The sequence below is a fragment of the Peribacillus simplex genome (assembly GCF_001542915.1).
Taxonomy (GTDB): domain Bacteria; phylum Bacillota; class Bacilli; order Bacillales; family DSM-1321; genus Peribacillus; species Peribacillus simplex_B.
Genome location: NZ_LNNH01000028.1, coordinates 1 through 24,715, shown reverse-complemented (window position 1 = coordinate 24,715; position 24,715 = coordinate 1). Strand labels below are relative to the sequence as shown.

The window sequence follows — 24,715 nt, the reverse complement described above, 5'->3', positions numbered from 1 at the left end:
AAAACCGCATACAAACAGTGGAAACTCTGTTTGTATGCGGTCTTAGGCTGTTATTATTATGAACGATCGATTCGTTGTAATTCTGAAGAAGCAACCACTTTGTAACCTGTAGTATTTTCATCGATGGAGACAAGGATTTGTCCATCTTCCCTTTTTACAGTCATAGAAAGAATTCCTGTACCAATGTTAATTCCTTGCACGTTGAGTTCATTCATATTATCCAGCAGGCACGGGTTTAAGTGTATCTCTTTAGAAGGGCTGTTTGGAAACAATTGAAGCAACGACTGGATGAATGTTAATGGTCTGGCAGCTGCCCAAGCATGTGGCGAACAGGCAACTGGATATTTAACAGGCTTACCAAGTTTAGATGAATATCCGCAAAATAACTCAGGCAGTCGATCATATTCAAAATGTTGGGCCGCTTGCATTAATCCTTCCATGACTTTATTTGCTTCTTCCTGTTTCCCTGTTTTACTTAATCCAAGGATAATGAGACTGTTGTCATGAGGCCAAATGCTTCCATCATGATAACTAATGGGATTATAAGCAGCCTCATCTTCCCCCATGGTGCGTATGCCATAGCCAGAATGCATTTTATCAGATAACAGCATGGTCGCTACCTTATCTGCTTTATCTTCATCCAGCATCTCCGATAATAGAACATGACCTGGGTTGGTTGTGATGGTACCTACCTTTTCTTTGTTTTGGTCCAAGGCAATGGCGTAAAAAGATTTATCTTCCATCCAGAACTGTTCATTAAATTTTGCCTTCAGAAGAGCTGCTTCATCTTTTAGCAATGTAGCTTCCGCTTGTTTATGGACTGCTTGATACAATGATGCCATGCCCATTTTCGCTTGATACACATAACCTTGAACTTCTGCAAGGGCGATTGGACTTTTTGCAAATTCCCCGTTTCTATGGACTACAGCGTCCGCGGAATCTTTCCAACCTTGATTGGCAATTCCCTTACTCGATTCTTGATGATATTCGACAAAGGAATCTCCATCTCTATCACCGTATTCATTAATCCATGCAAAGGCTGCATCAAGGTTAGGTTGTAAGTCATTAAGTAACGCAAAATCACCTGTCCATTTTACATATTCCGTTAGTAATATGATAAATAACGGGGTTGCATCAACTGTACCGTAATAAGGAGTAAATGGAATTTGGTTTGTATTGGCTAACTCCCCATAACGAATTTCATGCATGATTTTCCCTGGTTGCTCATCACGCCATGGATTGTTTTCTTTTCCTTGATGGACAGCCAAAGTCCTTAATGTTCCTTTGGCTACCTCAGGATTGAAAGGAAGCATCTGCAAGGCTGTAATTAAGCTATCGCGCCCAAACAGAACACCATACCACGGTAAGCCAGCTACAGGAAATGGACCATATCCCACATCGGAAAGTAAAACACGGATATCACTTAATCCTCTGGTAATTAACCGTTGAAGCGTTTCGTGGTCAGTTTTTACTTTTGTAGTACTGCATTCCCATTGTTTGTAGGATGTTCTTAATTCGTGAAGTGCCTCCGTCATGGGGAGTATTTCGCTTTCATCCTCTCCTGCGATTTGAGGTCGTATCGTTAGCACGACCTCCTCTTCTTGTGCATGCTCTAATGTAAAATGGAATGTAATTTCACCTGTCTCCGTTACTTTAGCAGGTTCTCTGTCCCAGGAGATAGAAGTCTCTCGGGAAAGATTATCAGAACCTTGATATGTAAAAATCAAAGACTTATCTTTAACCAATTGTCCAGTTCGTTTTCCGACTTTTCCTGTTTGGAAACCGCGAACAATGAACATGTCCGTAAAATCAGCATCCACTTCAACCGTGATCGAAAATGTAATACGTTTCGGGGAGTAATTTTTCAACGTAATTGCCTCATATAAAACACCATTGTTAATGAACCGCTTTCTCTGAATTTCTATCGATTCCCTCCATAAAACTACTTCTTCATCATTTTCCATATGAGGATTTGTAAGTAAGATGGTCGCCATATAATTCTCATCTGCTTTTGAAGACAATAAAATGGGATCTTCTCCATTAATTTTAATATTGAGTTTATTTAAGAATCTCGTATCTTTTGCATAAAGTCCTAATCCATACTGGTGGTTTTCTGTGATATTGCCTCTTTCATCTGTTAATAAAAACAAATCATTTTCCTTGATTACACGATATTCCACTTGAGCTCCCCCTCGTTCCGAAACGTTTCGGATTAACTTTGCTTTACATTTTATCTCTTTGATTCTGATAATTCAATGTTTTTTTAACAAACCGTATTCACAGGCACGAGAACATCACCATCTTCAACGACTACTGTTGCCTTCAATACTTCCAATGGATATGGATTTATTTAAATCCCATTTTTGGAATTTTATCAACGTAATCTTTTTATCAGAAAAAAAGCTTATACCGTTGGCTGCCTGGTCTGGATAAATCCTGGCACTCATTACTTTTTCACCATGATTGATAAAAACCTCTATAGAAGATTTATCAATGAAAATACGTAAACATAGTTTATTATCATATAGTTTAACTGGAGCTACCCTACGTCCTTTAGGACCGCTTCCTGATCGGTCTCTGTTAAGCTCAAGCAAGCTTTCCGTTCGATCGTACATAAGCAAAGTCTCTTGATTTAATGCTTCGCTTCTTCTTACCTTCATTCCAAAAGTTAAAGATGCTTGTGCCTCAATGATCACCTCAATTTCATAACTATCACTTGAAATTTGATGGAAAGTATGTTCGCCCTCAACCGTGATATTGGTATATTGAACAGCATTTTCCCGAAGCTTTTCAAATTCTGAAATAGGATTTACTAGGATTTTATTGTCTTGAACCGTTAACTCACGTGGAATGGTCATAGCCCCTGCCCAATTGTTTTTTTGTTCAGGCATCTCACTTTCCCACATCGCCAACCAAGCTATCATAATACGCCTTCCTTTAAGGTCTTGAATGGTTTGTGGAGCATAAAAATCAAAACCATAATCCAATAGTTGAAAGTTACGATAATGGAGCAAGCCAGTTTCATAATCTAACTTGCCTTGAATATATCCCGCTTGATGGAGGTTCTGATAAAGATCATCCACTGGCTCCATCCCTTGTGGAGATATCATCAATATGTCATGCCCGTCTAAATGAAAAAAATCCGGGCATTCCCACATATAACCTAACTTCCCATCACTCTTTGCCATAACGTTCATAAATTCCCAATCCATTAAATCCTTTGAGTGATATAACAACGCTTGCCCTTGATGGTCCTTTGTGCGTGATCCGACCACACAATAATAATCATCACCATGCTTCCACACCTTTGGATCCCTAAAATGATGAGGGTGGATCTCTCCTTTTGGCGCTGATAACATGACGGGATTTTGATTGATTTTATTAAAATGGATGCCATCTTCACTTACAGCAAGACACTGAGTTTGCCGTAAATCTGTGTCTTGATCATTACCTGTCCAAACATTCCCCGTATACAAGACATAGAGAAAACCATCTTTTTCGATGGCACTACCTGAAAAGCAACCATCCAGATCGTATTCTTCACTGGGAGCCAACGCTATCGGTAGATGTTCCCAAAAAACTAGGTCCTTACTTTTTACATGTCCCCAAAACATAGGTCCCCATTCAGCGCTATAGGGATGATGCTGATAAAATAAATGATATTCATTTTTAAACGTACTGAACCCATTAGGATCATTCATCCAAAAGGCCTCTGTACTTATATGATAATTGAGTCTCCAATGATCCCCGCTAACTTTCTTAACGTTTTGACGAATGGATTGCGCTGCCAATTCAATCGCTTCCTGATGTCGCCTATCAATCACCATGATTTACCTCCATTTTCGCTCTTATCTCATCGATTTTCTCGATACCTTTTACATAATTAGGCATCCCATTGTTTCACTAATACATTAAGCTATCTGTTTAACAAAAAACAAGAGTAATTTCTTTATTATCAATTTTCTAAATAAAAAAAGATTGAATATTTATTTTAAGGGCGCTAAAATAAAGTGAAAGTGATCCGAAACGTTTTGGAGGTTTTTTTTTGACAACGATTAAAGATATCGCAAAGGCTGCCGGGGTTTCCGTCACTACTGTATCCCGGGCATTAAATGGTTATTTTGATGTAAATGAAAAGACCAAACAAAAAATCCTGGCTGTTGCTAAAGAGCTGAACTACAGCCCTAACACGTTAGCACGCGGGCTTGTTATGAAGAAGTCCAAAACCATTGGATTACTCGTGTCCGGAATGAGTAAGGAAAATATAAAGGATAATTTTACGTTCGAAGTGCTCTGTGGAATCAATGAAACGGCTTCAGCCCTTGGTTACGATTTGATTTTATTTAACACGAATACCACGAAACAGCGTGAAAAGACTTATACACAGCTTTGTCGTGAACGCCGTGTCGATGGAGCGATTGTCCAAGGTATTAGAAAAGACGATCCATATTTAAAAGAAATCTTGGAAAGTGATATTCCTTGTGTATTGATAGATATTCCCATACAAACGGATTCCGTTGGATATGTAACGACGGACAATGTATTAGGTGCAAAAAAAGCCATTGAGCATCTTATCCAGCTAGGTCATAAAAATATAGGGATGATCAATGGACATGAAGGGGCTTATGTAAGTGAAGAACGATTGAAAGGATATATCGAGAAGCTTACGGAGTACAACCTTCCCGTCAACAAGGAATGGATTGTAGATGGTGCCTTTGAAGAAGCAACATCGGAAAGCGTTACTTATAAGCTCTTAGAAGAAAATAAAGACATGGATGCTTTATTTTGCGCCAGTGATGTCATGGCACTTGGAGCATTAAAAGCCTGCCATAAATTAGGCAAGACAGTACCAGATGACATTTCCATAGTTGGATACGATAATATTACCCTTGCTTCCTACTGTCTGCCCCCATTAACCACGATTGGACAAGAAGTGTACAAAATTGGTTCTGAAGCTGCAGACTTACTCATTAAAATGCTAGAAGAGGATCCAACGGATTTGTGCCGTTATGTAGATACGAATTTGATTATTAGAGACAGTACTACTAAAAACTAAAAATGAATAGTTTTTAGTTTTATATATTTTCCGAAACGTTTCGGATGCCCTTTATTTTGTTTCAATGGACCTTATACTTCCTTCATCAAAAAAGAAAGCGCTTCAACCTTGTGTAATTTTCTAACTATTACGTTATTGGGAAAGTGTAGTTTTGAAAATCACATGGAAAAAAATACATATAAGGGATTGAGAACATGAAAAAGAATTTAAATTATTGGTCTTTAAGCGGCTTTACTTTTTTTTATTTTTTTGCTTCTACATCTGCCATGTCTTTATTTGCTATATGGTTAGGACAAACATTAGAGCTAAGTGGCGCCCAAGTAGGTACGATTTTTTCCATTAATGCTATCGCCACCCTTTGTTTCCAACCACTATACGGTTTCATTTCCGATAAAATTGGATTGAGGAAACATTTGTTGTGGGTTATAACATTTTTGATAATGCTAATTGGTCCGTTTTTCATTTATATTTATAGTCCTCTATTACATTACAATCCTATTTTAGGCGCCATTACCGGAAGTGTTTATCTCAGTGCCACATTACTAGCATCGTTTGGAGCTATTGAATCATACGCCGAACGCACCGGCAGAAAATATCATTTCGAGTACGGACAAGTAAGGATGTGGGGATCATTAGGTGCTGCAGCTGCAGCCTTCTTTTCGGGGAAACTGTTTAACATCAATCCTCATATCAGCTTTTGGGTTGCATCGGCATGTAGTATCTTCCTTATTCTCTTTCTTCTATTAATGAACGTTCAAATTTCAGAAGAAGAACAAAAGAAAACGGATTCAATTAAATTAACAGATACATTAGCTTTATTAAAGAACAAAACTTTTTGGATATTTATGGTGTATGTTCTAGGCGTGGCTTGTATTTATTCTGTCTATGATCAACAATTTCCCGTTTATTATGCTTCCTTATTCTCTACCAGCGGACAAGGAAATCAAATGTTTGGTTATCTAAATTCTATACAAATCTTTTTAGAAGCAGGCATGATGTTTATTGCCCCGTTTATCGTTAATAAAATCGGCGCCAAGAAAAGTTTGGTCCTGGCAGGGTTACTCATGGCAATTCGTATTACTGGATCGGGATTAGCGGTGGAACCGATTGGCATTTCTACAATGAAAATGTTACATTCTTTCGAACTTCCGATTATGTTGATTGCTATCTTAAAATTTATCGATGCTAATTTCAATGCTAAGTTCTCGGCTACGATGTATATTGTAGGATATTATTTCGTGTCTCAAGTGGGTCAAGCCATTCTTTCGCCAATACTTGGTCATTGGTACGATACGATAGGCTTTTCTAAAACCTATTTAATTCTAGGTGTTAGTGTATTCGTTTTTGTTATCCTATTCGCGGCTTTGAGGCCAACTGCTCTACCTAAACAAGTTCATTATCCTAAACAAGCTGTATAACGATAAAATACAAGTAGATACAAAAAAGCAATCCACACATTGTGTGATTGCTTTTTTGTAAAAGGTATTACAATATAAACTTACTTCCCTTTTATCAGATCGTAAGTTAAAGTAGCTGCCTTTGACCAAAGTGTTCTTCAATCATTTTTAAAAAAAAGATTTGTAAATCTCTTGGTGCGCCTTACACTCGTTACAGGAATATTCTATTTCCAATGCATCTTCCGTTACCGTATGAATGGTCTCCTTCTTGCACGTTTCACAAAATCTCTTTTGGGATATTTCCTTCATGTCAATCACCTTCCGTTTTTTTTGGCCTTTGTATATTTTGCGAAAATTGGTCAGAATAATACCCTTATCTAAAAGAAACCCAGATGTAAAGCTCCTTGGCTTTTATTCGGCACATAGCAAAAAGGAGCAAAAATTTTGCTCCTTTGTTGATTCCCGCTTGTACGGAAGGTTATCTTTTCGATAAGGAAGACCATGTGCTCTCTAGCCATTCATCGAAGTCTGCGCCCTTTTCCCCCTCATAGGTATCGTATATATCCATCCGCATCTTTTGAAGTTTTTCCTTGAATTCCTCATACGTATGGTCTTCCGGCAAACTCTTCTTTATCCTTAATAGGATTTTCGTTAACCCTTTAACCAATTCCCCTTTTTTTCTGGATGGCAATTGAACGTCTTCTCCTAATCTTTTTAGTTGCCGGTAGGATGCCTCCTGAACTTTATAGACAGAATCACTGTTCATGATATGGGTTAATATATCGATGGTTTGTTGGTTTTTCGCTTGTCCTAACTCTTCTATCGCATCCAAACGTTCCCTCCAATTGGATTTGCGATTGGCGGACTTTTTTAATTCCTCATAGTTTTCAGGTAACTCGTTCATTTTCGTTTCTTTATTAGTCAAGTGAATCATTTCTCCTTCTGTCTTTGTGTAAATATCTGGATAGTGAACGGCATGTAATTCCAATCTACATAAATCCTCTACTTTACATCCATCATTCCCTTACTCATTATACCCTTTTCCATATTTTAATATAGTTAAATTTCGTAGCAAACTGCCATTCGCATGCTTTATCTACGCCTGCCATCATCCTCAAACAACCTTGGCGTTAATCTGTCAATTCAAGCCACAGGCCTTGGCAAGAATTTCAACGAGATGCAAGCTTTTAATAGAGTTAGCCGCCCCATCCCTTTGGATGCCAATGCTCATTTGCATTTGGCAGCCAGGATTAACCGTTATGACTGTAGTGGCCCTTGTTTCTTTAAGGTCGTTCATTTTTCCATCCAGGATTTTCATCGATTCCTCAAAATGGAGAAGGTTGTATATGCCTCCCGATGCACAGCAACGGTCAAATCCCGCCATTTCCACGTAAGTGATACCTGGTATCGCTTGCAATAATAAACGCGGCTCCGTTTGCACCTTCTGGACATTGCGCAAGTGGCAGGAATCTTGGAAAGTAACGATGCCATGATATTCTTCAGTAAAAGGGAGCGGCCCTAACTGATGAAGAATTTGGCTGATATCTTTTGATTTCTTGGAGAAATCTTTTGCTGCCCCTGACCACTCGCAATCATCAGCCAAGAGCTGTTCATATTCCCGAAGTGATGCACCGCAGCCCCCGGCATTACTGACGATTACCTCTGCATCCATCTGCATGAAAGCCTGGATGTTCCTTTTCGCCAGAGCTTTCGCTTGCTTCGCTTCGCCTTGATGGGAATGGAGGGCACCGCAGCAGCTTTGATTTTCCGGAAGTATGACCTCACATCCCACAAGGGTAAGCAGCTCGATGGTAAGACGGTTGATTCGTGACATCAGCGAATCCATGATGCAGCCTGTGTAGAATGCCACTCTCATTCGGGTTGCCCCTTTGGAAGGTATCAGCGTACCCGCCCTGATCCGTTTCGCGGGAGATTCGATGGCTGGAAGCGCTTGTTCTAAATGGGCAAGAACCGGTGAAAACCTGTAGAGCAGATTCGATTGACGAACAAGATTGGATAACCCTGATTTTTGATAAAGCATGGCCCCGCTACCGAGCAGATTCATTCGCCGAGGGTAGGGAAAGAGGTGAACCAATGCCAGTTTCTTCATCTTCGTCATGTTATCGCTGCTGGGCGGGCGATTTCCGATCGCTTCCTTTGCCGCCTCCAATATATGCCCGTAAGGAACACCGACAGGACAGGCGGTTTCACAGGCGCGGCAACCTAAACAAAGCTCGATCGGTTCCGTTAAATCCTTTTGAAGATCTATTTTCCCCTCGGCAGCCAGTTTGACTAGGTTGATTCGGCCCCGTGGTGAAGCGGATTCCACGCCCATTGATTCGTAGGTGGGGCATGCTGGCAAGCAATACCCGCATTTAACGCATTGATTTGTCCAGTCATGAGCATTCGCGTGCAATTGTTCAACCGCTCTATTTGCATGGTTGGATGTGGCAGCTGCCTTCATGTGAGCAACACGACCTTTGTTTGACCTTTTTCAGCAAAGATCTTACCAGGGTTCAAGATATTATTCGGATCCCACGCTTCCTTGATTTTTTTCATCATATTTACCCCATTTGCCCCTAATTCCATTTCCATATAGGGTGACTTCAACGTACCGATTCCGTGTTCCCCGGAAAGCGTTCCGCCCAGTTCGATCGCTGCTTCAAAAATTTCACTAACGGCAAGCTCCACTTTTTTCATTTCCGCTTTATTTCGTTTATCGGTAATGATGTTCGGGTGTAAGTTTCCATCACCGGCATGACCGAAAACAACCAAGTTCAATTCATATTTATCGCGGATTTGCTGTAATCTCTCCATCATTGCCGGAATTTGATTGCGCGGGACCGTGGCATCCTCCGAAATTTTCGTCGGCCCCATTTGAGTAATGGCCGGGGATACCCATTTACGCGCACTCCAAATGGTTTGGCGTTCCTCCTCCGTTTCCGCAATCTTGACGTAGGAAGCCCCGTTATCTTTGCAAATATCCGCGCATTTATTTATTTCTTCTTCAATTGCCAACGGATGACCATCGACTTCGATGATCAAGATGGCCTCTGCTTGTAGCGGCAAGCCTGAAGGGCGATAGTTCTCGACAGCACGGATACATGCATTATCCATTAATTCCAAGGCCGAAGGGAGGATTCCTGACGATAAGATGCTTGTTATCGCATGGCCCGAGTCAATGAAATGATTGAAATGGGCCACGAATGTTTTTTGGCTTTGCGGTTTTGGAATCAAGCGGATGATCGCCTCCGTCACAATTCCCAAGGTGCCCTCTGAACCCACAATTAACCGGGTCAAGTCATAGCCGGTAACATTTTTCACGGTCTTTCCGCCGGTACGGATGATTTCCCCTGTAGGCGTGACCACTTCCAATCCGATTACATATTCTTTAGTCGTCCCATACTTCAACCCTTTTGGTCCGCTCGAATTTTCCAATAGATTCCCGCCTATTGTGGCCACATTGGAACTGCTTGGGTCAGGTGGATAAAACAAACCCGCTTCGTCGGCTTTTTGATGGATGGTGGCCGTAATCACGCCTGGAGACACAATCGCGAGCATATTTTCCCTGTCAATAAACAATTTATCTCGCAAAAGGGTAAGATCAAGAACCATCCCGCCCTTTACAGGTAAGGGGCCGCCACTTAGAGAGGTACCCGATCCTCTAGGGTAAACGGGGATTTTGTGTAGATTGGCCATTTTCACTAACTCACTGATTTCTTTCGCGTTTTTAGGCTGTATGACAATTTCAGGTAAATACTCCCCAAAAGAAGCATCATAGCTATAACAATAACGCTCCGCCAAATCAAGGAACATCCGATCCCCAGGAATGATCTGACTAAGAGCAGCAAGGGCGTCTTGCTCCATGTGCTTCACTTCCTTTCTAGGTTCATAGCGGTTATCCGTTTGTATGATGTGAACCGCCGAAAACCTTCCCGACACCTTGAATTTTTTCGAGTATGATGATCAGCAGCACAGATATGAAAATGACTACGCTTGATACGCTTGCGACGATTGGATTATAGGCATCCTGCATTTGCGAAAAAATCTCGATCGGCAGCGTTCGCATTTCAGGTGATACCATAAAGAGGGAAACCGTCACATTATCAAACGATGTCAAAAAGGCGAATAAACCTCCCGATATGGCCGCAGATCCGATCAGCGGCAGCGTCACTTTCAGGAATACAGTCAAAGGGTTGGCCCCCAGTATGGCTGCAGCACGTTCAAGATTGTAATCAAATCCGCTTAAACCCGTCAACACGAGCCGCATGACATAGGGGATGCAAATGACGATATGGGCAATTAAAAAACCAGTAGACGTCCCGGCCAGCATCATGGGTGTAAAGTACATTAAAAGGGCTATCCCCAAAACCAATTGCGGAACACTCAATGGAGAAGTTAAAAGGGCTGTAATATAGGATTTACCCGGAATCTCATATTTTGCGATGCCAAGAGCTGCCAAGGTCCCGAATATGACCGAGAAAAGGGCCGCAAGCGCAGCAAACTTTGCACTGTTCAAAAATGCTTCGAGAAATTCAGGACGCTCCAGTATTTTTGTATACCATTGCAGCGAAAAACCATCAGCTGGAAAACTAGGATAATTCGCGCTAGTAAAAGATGCCGGGATAACGACAATCAGCGGAATCAAGATATAGATGATTGCTAACACGGCTACTGCAATCCGAAGGCCGCCAAACGTTTTCATTATCGGAATACCTCCTTGAATTTCCCTTTTTCAAACACTCTCGTAAAAATGGTCACTGAAAGGACCGTCGTTGCCAATAGAATATAAGAAAGGGCAGATCCGAATGTCCAGTGAAGCAGATTATTAATCTGGTCGTATATGACAACGGGCATGACTGGCACATTCGCTCCGCCCATGAGTGCCGGTGTGACATACGCACTCATCGATAAGCTGAACACAAGTATGCAGCCCGATACGATGCCTGGTATGCTTAGCGGCAAGGTTATCGAAAAGAACCTTCTGAAAGGGCTTGCACCTAGTATGGCTCCCGCCTTGTCCAGGGAAGGGTCGATATTATAAAGGCTGGCAACGATCGATAGGATCATGAACGGCAGGTAGGCATTGGAGAGCCCGATCACCACTCCGATTTCCGAAAATAGAAGTTTCAATGGCGCATTGATGATTCCGAGCGCCATCAAGGTTTGATTGATCGTTCCGTTCGGCAGCAGCAGCAGGTACCAGCCAAAATTGCGCACAACGATACTCACCAAAAGCGGAGAGACGATCAAGAGGGTGATGTACCCCCTGATTCGCGCTGAACTTCTTGCCATTGTCAAAGCGACAGGGTACCCTAGGAATAAAGCGACCAATACGGAATATAAACTGATTTTTACCGTCAGCCATAAAGAGGATAGATAGTAGCTATCGGTAAATAATTGGGTATAGTTTTTCAAGCTATATACCGCATCCTCCGCCCCAAGATTATCGGTGGAAATGAAGCTTAAATATAAGATGTATAACATCGGTATGACGAAGAAACCGAATATAAATAGCAGAATGGGCGTTAAGAGCAGCAAACCCGGCACCCATACTTTCCTTTTTTTGAACTTAGGTTCCTGTTGCGGCTCAAGCGGATTCATCTTAGTTTCTATTTCTTGACTAGCATAACTTCTGATGGGCTCCATCCGATAAACACCTCACTTCCATTTTGCCATGAAGAATCGAAAGCGGCCGTTAATACTTGAATGCTCTTTCCTTGTAGCAGTACATGGACCTCCCAAGACGTACCAAGGTAATTGATTTGGCTGATTTGAGCACGATGGAAATCCAACGGCGGAGAAGATGATGTTCCCTCCGCAGAGATGATCTCCATTTTTTCTGGCCTGATATATATCCTGACCGCATCCCCCGGTTTCAAATCACCGTCATCGCCCATGATATTACCAGCGTCTACATGAGCGAAGTCAGAACCTAACTTGACTGTGATTTTCCGTTAATCCACCGCTGACACGTTCCCTTCAAAACAATTCGATTTTCCGATGAACTGAAACACGAATTCAGTCTTGGGATGATTGTATATGTCAGTCGGCGTACTGATTTGTTCAATTTTCCCTGCATTCATGACCACTACTCGATCCGACATGGAAAGGGCTTCCTCTTGGTCATGGGTGACAAATATGGTCGTCACGCCAATCTCCTTTTGCAGTCGCTTGATCTCAGCCCTCAATTCATGCCTTAATTTGGCATCAAGGTTTGAAAGGGGCTCATCCAGCAGAAGCAGCTCTGGCTCCACGACAAGTGCCCGTGAAATGGCAACACGCTGGCGCTGTCCCCCAGATAACTCCCTCGGATAACGATTCTCAAGCCCGGACATTTTCACCAATTCAAGCGCTTGGCTTATTTTCTTTTCTTGCTCGGACTTTCCGACTTTACGCAGTTTCAACCCGAAACTTAGATTTTCATAGACTGTCATATGGGGAAAAAGCGAATACGTTTGAAAAACCATCCCTAAATCTCTTTTATAAGGGGGAACCTTTGTAACATTATTGCCCTTGATATGGACCTCGCCCCGATCCGCATCGAGGAATCCTGCGATGAGGTTCAAGGTGGTGGACTTGCCGCATCCTGAAGGGCCAAGAAGGGTTAGTAACTCCCCTTGCTTCACCTCGAGATCGATTCCATTCAGAACAACATTCGTGCCAAACTGCTTGAATGCCCCTTTTATCTCCACGTCATTTTTGGTTGACTCGAAACGGTGAATGGACTTCATAGACATCCTGTTGGTTCCTGCCTCTGTTTTCACTACTTCCATGTTACCTCCACCCCTTTTTATTTAAGTTTTGTTCCTAATTCAGGAGTAACCTCTTTTGCCCATCTGTCCGACACCTCAGCACGAATTTCAGCGAACTTGGCGAAATCAGGTTTGAATGTTTTGTCACTTTCCTTGAGTCCGATTGATTCTTCGTATTTCTCCGGTATCTTCATCCCTTCCACCGTCGGATAAAATCCTTTTTCGGAAATGAGTTGTTGGGCCTCTTTACTGACTAAATAATTAATGAACTCTAGGGCCTCTTTACTGTTGGGTGTATTCTTCACTAACCCGGCGCTGAAAGCCTGCAGCGGTACGCCTTCTTTCGGTACAGCCATTTTGATGGGAATTCCGGATACGGCCAGTTCACCTATTGAATAACTGCCCATGACCGTTATATCCGCGGCCCCTTGCTGGATCGCAGGCATCATTTGTGTTGAATTTTTATAAAACGTATTGGAATAGCCAGCAAGGTCTTTTGCCTTTTCAAGCCCTGGTTCGATGTTTTCCGTACTTCCTCCATTTGAAATCGCTAAACCATTAAGGGTATTGAAGCCCCAGTCATTCGTAATATCCGCAAAGGCCGTTTTCCCCTCGTAATCCGGTGAGACCAAATCATTCCACGATTCAATCGGTTTCAACTTCTCCTTTTTGAAGGTTTCCGTATTATACGCCGGTGCAATGACTAACCCGAATACGGGAGCAGCTGCCTTCTCCGCCGGAATGAAACGCGGATCCACCGATTTCATATTCGGCACATTGGACTCATCAACCGGTTCGATCAGCTCCTTCTCCTTTGCCCGGATTACGTCCACTGGTACAAAAAAGGCGATATCGATTTGTGGCGCGTTTTTCTGTAATTCCACTTTCGATAGGATTTCTCCCGATAAGCCGGAAATATAATTGACGGTTATTCCCGTTTCTTCTTTGAACTTAGGAGCGATGACATCACGAATGGCACTTTCGATGACTCCTCCATTCCCGGCAATCGTTATTTTTTTCTCTCCTTTTTCTCCTGAATTAGTTTGTACGGATTCGCCCGGTTTTTGTGGAGTCGGGTTTCCGCAACCTGCAAGCGCAACCAAGATGATGATGGATAGTAAACTCATTATTTTCTTCATACTCATTTCCTCCATTTTTTCATTTTTTCATCAATCCATGTTCGGTAAAATATTTCATGGCACCAGAATGAAAATCGAGCGGAACTGGCCCTGCTGCGTCATTCAATGAAATGTCAGAAGCGGCGGGATGTGTATCCTGCAGCTCCGGCAGATGCTCATATAATGTTTTCACAAGATTGTAAGCATGCCGATCGGACATTTCATCGTAAGTGACCAAGACATTTTTGATGGAAATCGTTTGGACCTCTTTCTGCATTCCCTTGTATGTATCAACCGGGATTTCATTTTGAGCGTACACTCCGTATTGCTTCTGCAAACGGTCAATAATGTCTTTCGGTATCGGAATGATTGAGAGCTCGGTTTGCTTGGATGTGTAAGCGATTTCATAATTCGGGATGCCTGAAGAGAAGAAAGCCGCATCAATGGAACCATTTTGCAGCGCTTCGGCAGCTTGGGTAAAAGAAAGATAAGATAAATTCAATTGTTCAGGCTGTAAATCCGTTTCCAAAAGGATTCGTTCTGCAATTAGTCTAGTGCCGCTGCCGCTTGTACCCACACTAACCCTTTTTCCAGCTAAATCATCCAAGGAATCAATATCATGACGTTTTGTGGTAACAATTTGAACATAGTTGGAATAGAGGGTCGTCAATGCTCGTAATCTTGATTTGTTCGTAGAAGGCAACTCTAGTACGTCCACTGTCGTAAAGCCGATTTCGGCCCTGTGCTGGCTGACTAGCTCCGTATTTTCGATGGAAGCTTGTGTGACCTGTGTCCCCGACACGGCTCCGTTATATCTTTCGTACAACGCAGACAGTCTCTGGCCTACGGTAAAATAAACACCTGACATGTCCCCGGTTGCTATGATTAGCATCCGATTCGACAAATCCTGTCCGCTTGAATCTGGTTGTCCCTGTCTCAGGGCAGAAGCAGGTTGAGAGATTTCCTGCTGCTCATTCATGAAAGAACATCCCGTTATGAAACAAAATAGCAAAATGAATGGTAGAAAGAGTGTTCCATTTTTCATAGTGATCTCCTCTCTTACTCTATTTAGATGCAAGTAACATGCCAAGTGAAGTAATCGCTTCATCATGGAAATTTTGCCGATGTATCGATGCAAATCTATAGGAAACCGGCAATATTTTCCGAATCCCCAGAAAAATTTGCCGGTTCAGCCTTTAGTTTATTCTTTTTGGGAAATGAGTTTAATTTTATCACGCAGGCTTCTTTCCGATATTTTTAGGACTTGCGCGGTTTTTTGCCGATGGTTCTTACAATATTGCAGAGTGGCCGTAATGACTTTTTCCTCTATGTCTTTCATGGACATGCCAAGTGGAACGCGAAAACTGTTTCGATCATCCTCCAACACATCCGGCTGAAAGACGAACTTTTGTTCTTGAACATATTGTGGCAGGTCTGTATCCTCCATACATGTAGAATTTGATAGGGCTACCGCATATTCGATCATGTTCCCAAGCTCGCGGACATTCCCGGGATAATGATAATCGAGCAGGATCTGCCGTGCGGCCGCCGAAAATGTCTTCTCTTCCCTGTTCATGTCCCTTGCGTGTTTTTTCATATAATAATCCATCAGGATCGGCAAATCTTCTTTTCTTTCCCGAAGCGGCGGCATGGAAATGGGAATGACATTCAGCCTGAAAAACAAATCCTCCCGGAACTCCCCGTCCATCACCATTTGCTCCAGATTTTTATTGGCCGCACTGATTATGCGGACATCCAATGATCGTTTCGTATTGGAACCGAGGGGAGTCACTTCCCGTTCCTGCAGCACCCGTAATAATTTGGCTTGGAGGGGCAAGGGCATTTCACTAATTTCATCAAGAAATAGAATGCCTCCATTAGCGGCAACGAACTTCCCATCCTTCCTCTGGGTGGCACCTGAAAAAGCTCCCTTTTCATACCCGAACAATTCAGATTCCAGCAGCATGTCGGGAATAGCCGCGCAATTGACGATCTGCATGGGCTTATTTTTCCTTCTTCCCAGCGTATGGATGTTCCTGGCTACAAGCTCTTTGCCCGTTCCGCTTTCACCTGTAATAAGCACACTGGAATCAATATCTTTCACTCTATCGATCATGGAAAAAATGCGCTGCATCGCCCTGCTATTACCAAGAAAATTCCCCATTCCCCTTTGTTTCTCCAATTCTTCATGAAGTGTCTCCAATTGATTCGTCATCTGATTGAATTCGGCTGCCCTCATCATAAGCATCGAAAGTTCTTTTATATTTAGAGGCTTCTCAATATAATAATAGGCTCCTTTTTTTATGGCCTCGATGGAAGTATCGATGGATGAATAGGCAGTCATCATGATGACTGCCACGTTAGGAGCGAGTTGTTTGATTTTCAGAAGGATATCAAGCCCGCTTTTATTGCCTATCCTCAAATCAAGCAAAACGATATCAAATGTTTGATTTTCAATCTTCCGAAGGCCTTCATCCGGGTCTGTCGTTGTCGTGACTTGATAGGAGTCTTCCAACGCAAAGCTAAGCGCGTTGCAAATGGCGGGTTCATCATCGATCACTAATACATGTAACATCAGATTTCTCCTCCTTCTTGAGTTCATTCGTATATAAAGGCAGCAAAATGATGAATGTCGTTCCACAATCAGGATGGCTTTTAACTTGGATATCTCCATTGTTTTCTTTGATTAGCCTATACGATAACGTTAGGCCCAAGCCGACTCCCTTATCTTTATTTGTGTAAAAAGGTTCAAAAATGTGGTTCTGCTCATCCTGTTTGATGCCAATGCCTGAATCCGATATGGTAATCCGCCCGGTTTTCTCGTTTTCTCTATCAATGGAAATGGTAATCGTTTTTACCTCTCTTTCCTCCACAGCCTGAATCGAATTCAATACCAGATTAAGGATAACTTGGTGAATCTGCTGTAAATCTATATAAAAGATAAGGTCCTCATCTATTGCCTGTTCAAAATGTATTTGCTTTTTTGCCATTGTCACCTTATGGAAAGCAAGTAATGAAATAAGTTCATGAGCAGGGCAATTCGTTATATTCGGCGGTCGTGGACGTGCATATTCAATTAAATCGGTAACGATTGCATTGAGACGGTTGACTTCAGTGGGCAAGTGCTCCATTAGAACTTGCCGGAATTGAGGCTTATCGTATTTGCTTGGAAGTAAATCAATGAATGTTTTTATCGATGTTAACGGGTTTCTAATTTCATGGGCAACCCCGGCAACCAGTTGACCAAGTGCGTGCAGCTTTTCCTGTGTGACCAATTTTTTCTCCAACGTTTTCTTCTCCGTTTCATCATTCATGGACAGTAAGTACCCGGTATGTATCTTTTCCGTACTGTACATCTTATGCATCGAATAGGAAATCTCCTTCTGTTCATGCCGTCCATGCAAAACCCGGATCCGAAAGGAACCTGTGCCCACTTTTTCTCTTTGTTCTGGATGGGTAGCTTCGAACATCTTCAATAGCTGAGTATGATTTGGAATATTCAGAATCATTTCCTTGGAAATGTTCAGGATCTCTGATGCTTTTTCATTGCAGCTTGTAATCAGGAAATCGTGATCGAAGGTGATGATGCCTGTATTGATGTTGTTTAAGATTTGTTCTTTGAAAGCTTTACTATTGTCCAGTTTTTGCCGTTGTTTCTCTAAATCCTCATTCAATAGGTGCAATGTCCGAGTCTGGGCAAGGACGGATTTTTTTAGCTTTTGATTCCATATGTAAATAATGAAAAGAATAATGGCTCCGGCGGTTAAAATCATGGTCAGCCAGAAAATGAATTGCTCCAGTCTGGCGATTTTTTGATCGGATTGCGGCATGAGCCATTTATCGATGATCCCATTTAATTGACGATTGGCTTTAAGTTCAGTGAGGGCATTGTCCATCATGAATAGAAGCGTTTGATTTCCTTGCTTAACAGCAATCGTATAATCCGCAGGTTCAATGACCTCATCAAGAATGATGTAGTTTTCCCCCTGGCGGAGTTTTTTTAAATAATATTCCGCCGTCCATTTGTTGCCTATGAAAGCATCTGCTCGGTCATTCATTAACGTTAACATTCCGGAGTATTGATTCGAAACAGTCGTTAAGTTTGTATTCCTCATATTGAGAAAAGTGCTGATTACAGGTGTTGTGGGGTCAAGGACAACATGGGCATCGCGTAAGTCCGTTAACGTATGGATATCCTTTTTCCTATTGCTTGGGATGATGATTGATTGGGACATGGTAAAATAAGGCTGGGTGAAATCTAGCTGATTATCTTTTTCGATACTATAGGTACTCCCGACGATGGCATCGACGGAACCGTTCATTAACCGTTTTTCCGCTTCTTGCATTTCCATTGGAAGATATTCGAAAACAGTGCCGTTATTTTTCGCTATTTTCTCCATCAGATCAATATTGATGCCACTTGGTTCATTGGCTTCATTTTTGAATGAAAATGGGGGAAGAGCACTCTCTACCGCAATGATATAGGTTTTTTGTTCAGCAAAAACATTGTAAGTCCCTGATGCTTCCCAAATGAATGCATAACAAACTATACATAAAAATGCCAAAAGCTTCTTTTTAATTAAAAACCCTCCTATTCCTTCGATCTTCATGCAGACATCATTCTCTGCCCAAAAACGTCATGATACTTACTATTTCTCCAATTACGACTTGAACCCTTTTATAAAGTCTTAGATTCCGAGATAACCTGACACATTTCAGCAAGAATTCACAAGGCATATTCGTCTGCCAATGGACTGCCGTTTGCTTTACCTTTCCCGTCTACGAATCCCCCTTCAGGAAAAAGCAATAAATAGAAACCCAGCATTTATTGCTGGGTTTCAGTTAAATTCACTTTTAATCTTTATTTTTCACTTTCGAGTTCTTTTATCATTTGTCTTAAGGCTCCAAGATGATAAGCGGAATGAGCGATGATCGCATTTACATTCGTCAGCCATTCCTCCAAATCGATTGTATCGATTTTGGCTAAAAGTGAGTGGTATTCAGACTGTAGGCCTTCCTTGATTTCGGCCCATTTTGTCTCATCGACTTGAGAAATGGTCCAGCTGGCATCCCAATCCTTTTCAAATTCCACACCACTGATCATCGTCCGGACCACCCATAAGTAATAACGGGTGTGGTCAGCGTGAGCGGCTATTGTCGATCCGTGAATGGAAAGAGATGCATCTTCCGCGTTCAGCCCTTCAAGAGTGCCAAAAATGCCTGTATTCGGTTTTGAATCAGTATAATAGCTTCCTCCGTTTCCCGGTCCCTCAAACGTTTCATTCAAAAGCGTTTTTAGCGATTCAGCCAACTTCCTTCCCATTTCCCTATCCCCTTTCAAGCATTTTAATTAATTTGCTTCAACCCTTATCATACACTAGGGCAATTCCATATTTGGATTTATTTTGTAAATATTCTTTTATTTTTAAACTTTGATTAACACATTACCTTCCTAATTACGACTAATTTGTGAGCAAGAGCCGCACCACATAAATTGAAGACCTTAGCAATAGGTCGTGTCCATTTTTTCAGCGACAGATGCTAATCGCTCTGGATCATGTTTTCTCGTCGCCCCCAAGCTAACCTTTAATGTTTCTACAATTAGTATCGCCTTCGCTTGTTTTAAACGTGCCAGCTTGCCCACTACTATTGCCCACATGAACACGTGTCCCATACAACGCCAGCCCAAGTAATTCGTTTCCTTTAATCCTATTTCCCCCAATGTATCATAGGCGCAAACCATATTAGCCCCAATATCTTTACATAATCTTCTTTAGCTGAATTTCCAACAGTTCCTATAAAAACCAAAAAGACCGTTGACAATCTCCATCATTATCGAGTTTGTCTACGGTCTGAGGCAATTAAAGCATTGCCTTATATTATTTATTCACGAACAGCTCTTTAGCAGCTCCCTAAACGTTCATCCAGGGACAAAATCCGAAAGGTCAATTCTTGGTTTCTGCATAAGCCGCCCATAACTATTTGATTATCTTTGGTAATGGTGACATATTTGAACGTTTCATCGCCGTTGATGTTTAGATTGGTTTCCGCTGTCGTTTCCATTTTTGCAAAGTCTTGGAATGTGTACGTAAGCGGCAGTAAGTGATCCAATCCTTCATCTGGGCTGCCGAGCCACTTAAACATAAAATCCTTCAATGAAAATTGTTCGATCATCGATAAATGCTCTTTAAATATTAATTGATCCATCGTTATTTCTTTCAAATTATCCACTCCTCAATCGTATTTAAAGTGTATATGGAGAAACGCCTAACATCAAGAGCATTCCAATGACAAACGATTACATTTAGATTACGTCCCCCTCTGCAGGCATACGACTTACCAGAAGAATGTATAAGCTCCTTTGCCGGTGGCTGGGGTTGTAAGACTTTCATTCGGACCTTGTTGCCAAGTAATCTTACCATTTTCATCTTTCATGACGAACTTGAATTGATAATATCGATCCGCCGCTAAACGGAAAGTTCCGCTCCAGCTGCCCTTTTCACGTTGAGTGAGCTTGTATTCATAATCGACTGGATTCCACCTGCCGATTTCTCCCCGGTCACCAATTAAGTATACACCATGTGCGGCAGGGACATTTTCAACCGTGAATGTAACCGGAATCGATTTGCTTGGCAATTTATTCGCCAGCATTGGTAACTCAGCTGTTGGTTGTCCTGTGTCATCGAATAAATAGGACATCCTCAGGAAAGTGAAACCGTCAAAACCGAAGTTGTAAACCATTTCCGCTACATTATCAAATCCGCCTTCATTGCTGATGGGCAGCGCGTTTTCGCCATTTAGCGAAATACCCTTTTCTTTGGCCAATGTGGCAATTTGGGCAACCAACGTCTTTGGTGAGCTATAGTATGGTGCCGTTTGCGCGTCGGTGTCCCCCATCTCCAAGCATGTAAAGGTAAGGGCCATTTTTGATTCCTTGAATTGATCAAGAAGTTGGGAATAGTTATAGTACCCGGCACTATACTCTGCTGAATGCGGCATGATCGGATCATTCATTTTCCAATGGACACCTGAGATTTTAGCACCAATGGGAACATCGAAGACTTCATCAAAATGTTTATGGGCCAATTTCGAGATTCTTGAAAGATGTTTTTCCAGAGAACCCTGATACCACTGCATAAAATCTTTTCCAAAGACGGTGTCGATTTCACCGCCTTTCATGAAAAATGAATCCCCGTTACCTGGAGGCTGAATCTCATCCCAGTTCTTATATCTTTTTCCCCAAGCTGCATTGAGTTTTTTTATCGATATATATTTTGATTGCATCGAAAGCCTGAAATCCCTTTTCGCACCTTCTGTATAAGCTTGAAGCTTCCCTCTTTCTGAAAAGTCCCAACCATCTGCATTCTGGTAGGAGGGATATCTTAGTTCGCCAGCTGGTCCTGCACTTAAATATATTTTTGCAATCAAATCTTTTTTATCTGCGAAATTCTTTGCAAAGGAGCAGTACAATTCATCGTATTGCGTTGCGGTCCCTTCCCACCAAGGGGCTAGCACTTCTTTATTCCAATAACCGCTTTCGCTCTTGAATGACATGTTTTCGGCAGAGTCTTTATTCCAGAGCCAGCTTGGGATGGGATAGCTGCATTCATCACCCACATTCCCGCCACATTGATGTGTGGATAAGATGGGCACCCATTTTAAACCGGAGGATTCCACTGCCGCGCCATACCTTTTATAATAAGACCAATCAAACTGGTTATCCTTTTTGCTCTCGACCAATCCCCACCAAATATCTGTCGTTATGGCATATACGCCATTTTCCTTCAACTGCATTAACTTGGCTTTAAATGCGTCCCAATCCGTTATTTCACCTAATGGAGCCATGACATATAACCTGTAATCCGGTTTTACCTCTGCAATTCCAACTGAATCACTTGATAAAGGAACGTAAATCATAAAATTAAACACGCCTAAAGACAATTTTTCCAAAACAAATCATCCCTCCCTCATCTATAATGGATTCAACAGCTATAAAGAAATGGTCAGGCCCATACCAAAGAGCATCTCGTACCAAAAGTATATTTTAACTGGTAAAATATATCAATCGATTTTCCGTTTTATGGGGGAATTATCCCAGCACGAAACAAGTCCCTCATTCATATGATGTGTTATGGGGTGCACGGGTAAATGGAACATTCCAGATTAATGGCGGAGAAAGGGTTGGGTGCTGCTTTATGAGACAATCTCCAATATATAAAATCCCGTTTCAAAATATCCAGGAAAAAAACATGTCATTTGAAGTCGTCTTCAACCATATTGTGGAGTTCATGAATGTAAATCCAGCCGGTAACTATCAATTAATGGTCGGCACCGATTCCCAGGTACATAAACAACATACAGTTTTCATCACCGGCATCGTGATTCGGCAGGTAGGGAATGGGGTTTGGGGTTGTATCAGGAAAGTGATGGTTCCTCGAAGGATGACGCATTTACATGAACGCATTTCCTATGAATTGTCATTAACGGAGGAAATCGTTTCCCTATTTACGGAAGAAAGAAAAAATCAGTTAATCGACATTGTTCTCCCTGCCGTCTATCAAGGAGCCACCTTTACTATGGAGGGCCACATTGATATTGGCATTGGAAAACGGAACAAAACAAGTGAGTTCGTAAATGAAATGATCGCTAGGATGGAATCCATGGGAGTGGAACCGAAAATAAAACCTAATGCGTTCGTTGCCTCAAGCTATGCCAACCGATATACAAAGCAAGAGTAAAAATGATTGCGATCCATATTGAATCCATTATCGAACTAGTTCAGAAATAAAAAACACCCATTTATCATGAGTGTACTGTCTTCAGCCATTTTTCAAGTCAATGTTGCACCTGAAGGCTGTCGTTTATGCTAATGTCCCCACGTATGTACGGACCATTTCCGTGGTAACCATTTTACGAGCGGGTATAAATCTTTCGTTTGCAAGGGCATTGATTTGCATGGTGATCTGATTGATTGAATCTGTTGAAAAATCCATATCGGCCTTACATAACTCTACAGCTTCTTGAATATATTCTTCCCTTTTTTGGTCCAACAGCGAAAATTCAGTGAATTGCTCGTTTTGCTTTTGGGCATGTAACGTAATGTCCTTATGTACACTCATATCCATCACTCCTCTGATTTGACTTATCAATACTTCCATATTAACAAGTTCAAAGGGAAAACGAAAGAATTTATCAACTTGCATCCAATAATGTCTCCAACTCACAATTAAAAAGCCCTCGAAACGGAAACTCAAGGGCCATGGAGAGGTACTATATTTTTTGCCGCCCTTTGACACCATTGATCGAATAACTCACTTCAATGCTTGCATTTAAGGAGTGATACACAGAACAGTACGTATCCTTCGATAATCGGATGGCGCGTACTACTTTATCCTCCGGAAGCTCCCCTTCCAGTAAATAGTGGATATGATAATGCGTAAAGCGTTTAGGATGTTCCTCCGCCCTCGTCCCTTCCATTTCCATTCGGAAAGTAAGCGGTTCCAATCTCATTTTTTTCAAAATCATGACTATATCAATTCCTGTACAGCCTGCCAGGGCTTGTAATAGTAGTTCCGTTGGCCGCGCTCCGCTATTTTGTCCACCTACATCTTCAGCAGCATCCATTTTTATTTCATGTCCTGAAGGGGTGAATCCGGTAAAAGCCAATTCACCTGTCCATTTGATGTTTGTCGTCACCTCTATCAATCCTTCCCTGCTCAATATTCTTAGCTGAAACGTCGGAAGAGCTCCCTCGACGTGTAAAAGGATGATCAGCCTCCAATGTGATCAATACCTATTCAAAACTTCCTTTTAGTGATGTGAAGAACCTATTATAGGAAGATTTGTATTTATTTTATGTAATACAGCTCAAAAATATTTAATAAAAATTTTCGTGCCGGACCTTTTCATCATTAAGGATGGATCCTTACGATCTTGGAACGGACAAAAAAACAGGGAGTGTGCTCCCTGCCAGACTGTAGACAAACTCGATGAAAATCGAGTTTGTCTATTTTTATGGCCTGTACAATTTAGACGTTGATTTCCACTCCAGGCACTCGCTTTCCGCGGGCGGTCGGGGAGCCTCCTCGGCTTTGCCTGCGGGGTCTCCCCTAGACGCGCTTTTCCCGCAGGAGTCTCGAACACCCGCTCCAATCAACTTGGTCTTACCTTTTAGATAGAACACTTTTGACTGGAGTCATTTTTGTTTTAAAATTGAAGGATTAAAACTTGAGGTGATGAGGATGCTTTCTAAACATGATTCTATTCAGCGAGATCAACTTGAAATGATGACTTTAGATCAACTGGTGCCACCGAACCATTTGGTTCGTAAAATGGAGGCTGCCATTGACTTCACTTTCATTTATGACTTGGTGAAAGATATGTACTCAG

Annotated in this window: 20 protein-coding genes and 2 pseudogenes; 4 read left to right on the top strand and 18 right to left on the bottom strand. The window is 41.9% G+C overall.

Annotated elements, in window-relative coordinates; all coding sequences use genetic code 11:
* Positions 1-56 precede the first annotated feature (56 nt).
* Positions 57-2,180: an amylo-alpha-1,6-glucosidase gene (locus tag AS888_RS14295; protein ID WP_061142827.1), complete on the bottom strand. Its 2,124-nt coding sequence runs from the start codon at positions 2,178-2,180 to the stop codon at positions 57-59.
* A gap of 123 nt (positions 2,181-2,303) precedes the next feature.
* A complete protein-coding gene (locus AS888_RS14290; protein ID WP_061142826.1) occupies positions 2,304-3,827 on the bottom strand; it encodes a glycoside hydrolase family 32 protein in 1,524 nt (507 codons plus the stop codon).
* Between the two features lie 218 nt (positions 3,828-4,045).
* Here AS888_RS14290 and AS888_RS14285 point away from each other — a divergent pair, with 218 nt between their 5' ends.
* A complete protein-coding gene (locus tag AS888_RS14285) occupies positions 4,046-5,056 on the top strand; it encodes a LacI family DNA-binding transcriptional regulator (RefSeq protein WP_061142825.1) in 1,011 nt (336 codons plus the stop codon).
* 194 nt (positions 5,057-5,250) lie between these two features.
* Entirely contained in the window at positions 5,251-6,474 is a 1,224-nt protein-coding gene (locus AS888_RS14280; protein ID WP_061142824.1) for an MFS transporter, read from the top strand.
* A gap of 457 nt (positions 6,475-6,931) precedes the next feature.
* On the opposite strand, the gene AS888_RS14275 is transcribed toward AS888_RS14280, so the two are convergent.
* The 14 genes and pseudogenes from AS888_RS14275 to AS888_RS14210 form a co-directional block, all read right to left on the bottom strand.
* On the bottom strand, positions 6,932-7,378 hold the full coding sequence (locus AS888_RS14275; RefSeq protein ID WP_061143000.1) for a HEAT repeat domain-containing protein: 447 nt from the start codon (positions 7,376-7,378) through the stop codon (positions 6,932-6,934).
* 213 nt (positions 7,379-7,591) lie between these two features.
* Positions 7,592-8,917, bottom strand: coding sequence for a (Fe-S)-binding protein (locus AS888_RS14270; protein WP_061142823.1), 1,326 nt, complete (start codon positions 8,915-8,917; stop codon positions 7,592-7,594).
* A complete protein-coding gene (locus tag AS888_RS14265; RefSeq protein WP_061142822.1) occupies positions 8,914-10,320 on the bottom strand; it encodes an FAD-binding oxidoreductase in 1,407 nt (468 codons plus the stop codon). Before AS888_RS14265 ends, AS888_RS14270 begins: the two co-directional genes overlap by 4 nt.
* A gap of 31 nt (positions 10,321-10,351) precedes the next feature.
* Entirely contained in the window at positions 10,352-11,158 is an 807-nt protein-coding gene (locus AS888_RS14260) for an ABC transporter permease (protein WP_061142821.1), read from the bottom strand.
* Entirely contained in the window at positions 11,158-12,102 is a 945-nt protein-coding gene (locus AS888_RS14255; RefSeq protein WP_061142820.1) for an ABC transporter permease, read from the bottom strand. The genes AS888_RS14260 and AS888_RS14255 overlap by 1 nt, the downstream gene beginning before the upstream one ends.
* Positions 12,066-13,187 (bottom strand): annotated as a pseudogene (locus tag AS888_RS14250) (ABC transporter ATP-binding protein). The gene AS888_RS14255 and the pseudogene AS888_RS14250 overlap by 37 nt, the downstream one beginning before the upstream one ends.
* 59 nt (positions 13,188-13,246) lie before the next feature.
* Positions 13,247-14,347, bottom strand: a complete 1,101-nt coding sequence (locus AS888_RS14245) for an ABC transporter substrate-binding protein (protein WP_061142819.1) — start codon at positions 14,345-14,347, stop codon at positions 13,247-13,249.
* 19 nt (positions 14,348-14,366) lie between these two features.
* The gene (locus AS888_RS14240; RefSeq protein WP_185113097.1) at positions 14,367-15,305 is read right to left on the bottom strand and encodes a TAXI family TRAP transporter solute-binding subunit; all 939 of its coding nucleotides are present in this window, start codon (positions 15,303-15,305) and stop codon (positions 14,367-14,369) included.
* A gap of 222 nt (positions 15,306-15,527) precedes the next feature.
* Complete coding sequence (locus tag AS888_RS14235; RefSeq protein ID WP_061142817.1) at positions 15,528-16,901, bottom strand: sigma-54-dependent transcriptional regulator; 1,374 nt, start codon at positions 16,899-16,901, stop codon at positions 15,528-15,530.
* Positions 16,876-18,891, bottom strand: coding sequence for a transporter substrate-binding domain-containing protein (locus tag AS888_RS14230; RefSeq protein ID WP_221408608.1), 2,016 nt, complete (start codon positions 18,889-18,891; stop codon positions 16,876-16,878). Before AS888_RS14230 ends, AS888_RS14235 begins: the two co-directional genes overlap by 26 nt.
* Before the next feature lie 296 nt (positions 18,892-19,187).
* On the bottom strand, positions 19,188-19,649 hold the full coding sequence (locus AS888_RS14225) for a hypothetical protein (RefSeq protein ID WP_061142815.1): 462 nt from the start codon (positions 19,647-19,649) through the stop codon (positions 19,188-19,190).
* Between the two features lie 180 nt (positions 19,650-19,829).
* Complete coding sequence (locus tag AS888_RS14220; protein WP_221408607.1) at positions 19,830-20,000, bottom strand: hypothetical protein; 171 nt, start codon at positions 19,998-20,000, stop codon at positions 19,830-19,832.
* Positions 20,001-20,227: 227 nt separating this feature from the next.
* Positions 20,228-20,548, bottom strand: a complete 321-nt coding sequence (locus AS888_RS14215; protein ID WP_061142813.1) for a hypothetical protein — start codon at positions 20,546-20,548, stop codon at positions 20,228-20,230.
* Positions 20,549-20,662: 114 nt separating this feature from the next.
* Entirely contained in the window at positions 20,663-22,276 is a 1,614-nt protein-coding gene (locus AS888_RS14210) for a family 14 glycosylhydrolase (RefSeq protein WP_260320215.1), read from the bottom strand.
* A 245-nt stretch (positions 22,277-22,521) separates the two neighbouring features.
* Between AS888_RS14210 and AS888_RS14205 the strand changes: the two genes are divergently transcribed.
* A complete protein-coding gene (locus AS888_RS14205; protein ID WP_061142812.1) occupies positions 22,522-23,064 on the top strand; it encodes a ribonuclease H-like YkuK family protein in 543 nt (180 codons plus the stop codon).
* Positions 23,065-23,187: 123 nt separating this feature from the next.
* Here the strand turns inward: AS888_RS14205 and AS888_RS14200 are convergent, their stop codons facing one another.
* Positions 23,188-23,445, bottom strand: a complete 258-nt coding sequence (locus AS888_RS14200; protein ID WP_061142999.1) for a DUF2533 family protein — start codon at positions 23,443-23,445, stop codon at positions 23,188-23,190.
* A gap of 151 nt (positions 23,446-23,596) precedes the next feature.
* Positions 23,597-24,022, bottom strand: a complete 426-nt coding sequence (locus AS888_RS14195) for an OsmC family protein (RefSeq protein ID WP_155645501.1) — start codon at positions 24,020-24,022, stop codon at positions 23,597-23,599.
* A 545-nt stretch (positions 24,023-24,567) separates the two neighbouring features.
* On the opposite strand from AS888_RS14195, the pseudogene AS888_RS26835 reads away from it, so the two are divergent.
* A pseudogene (locus AS888_RS26835) lies at positions 24,568-24,715 on the top strand (IS5/IS1182 family transposase); the annotation flags it as partial.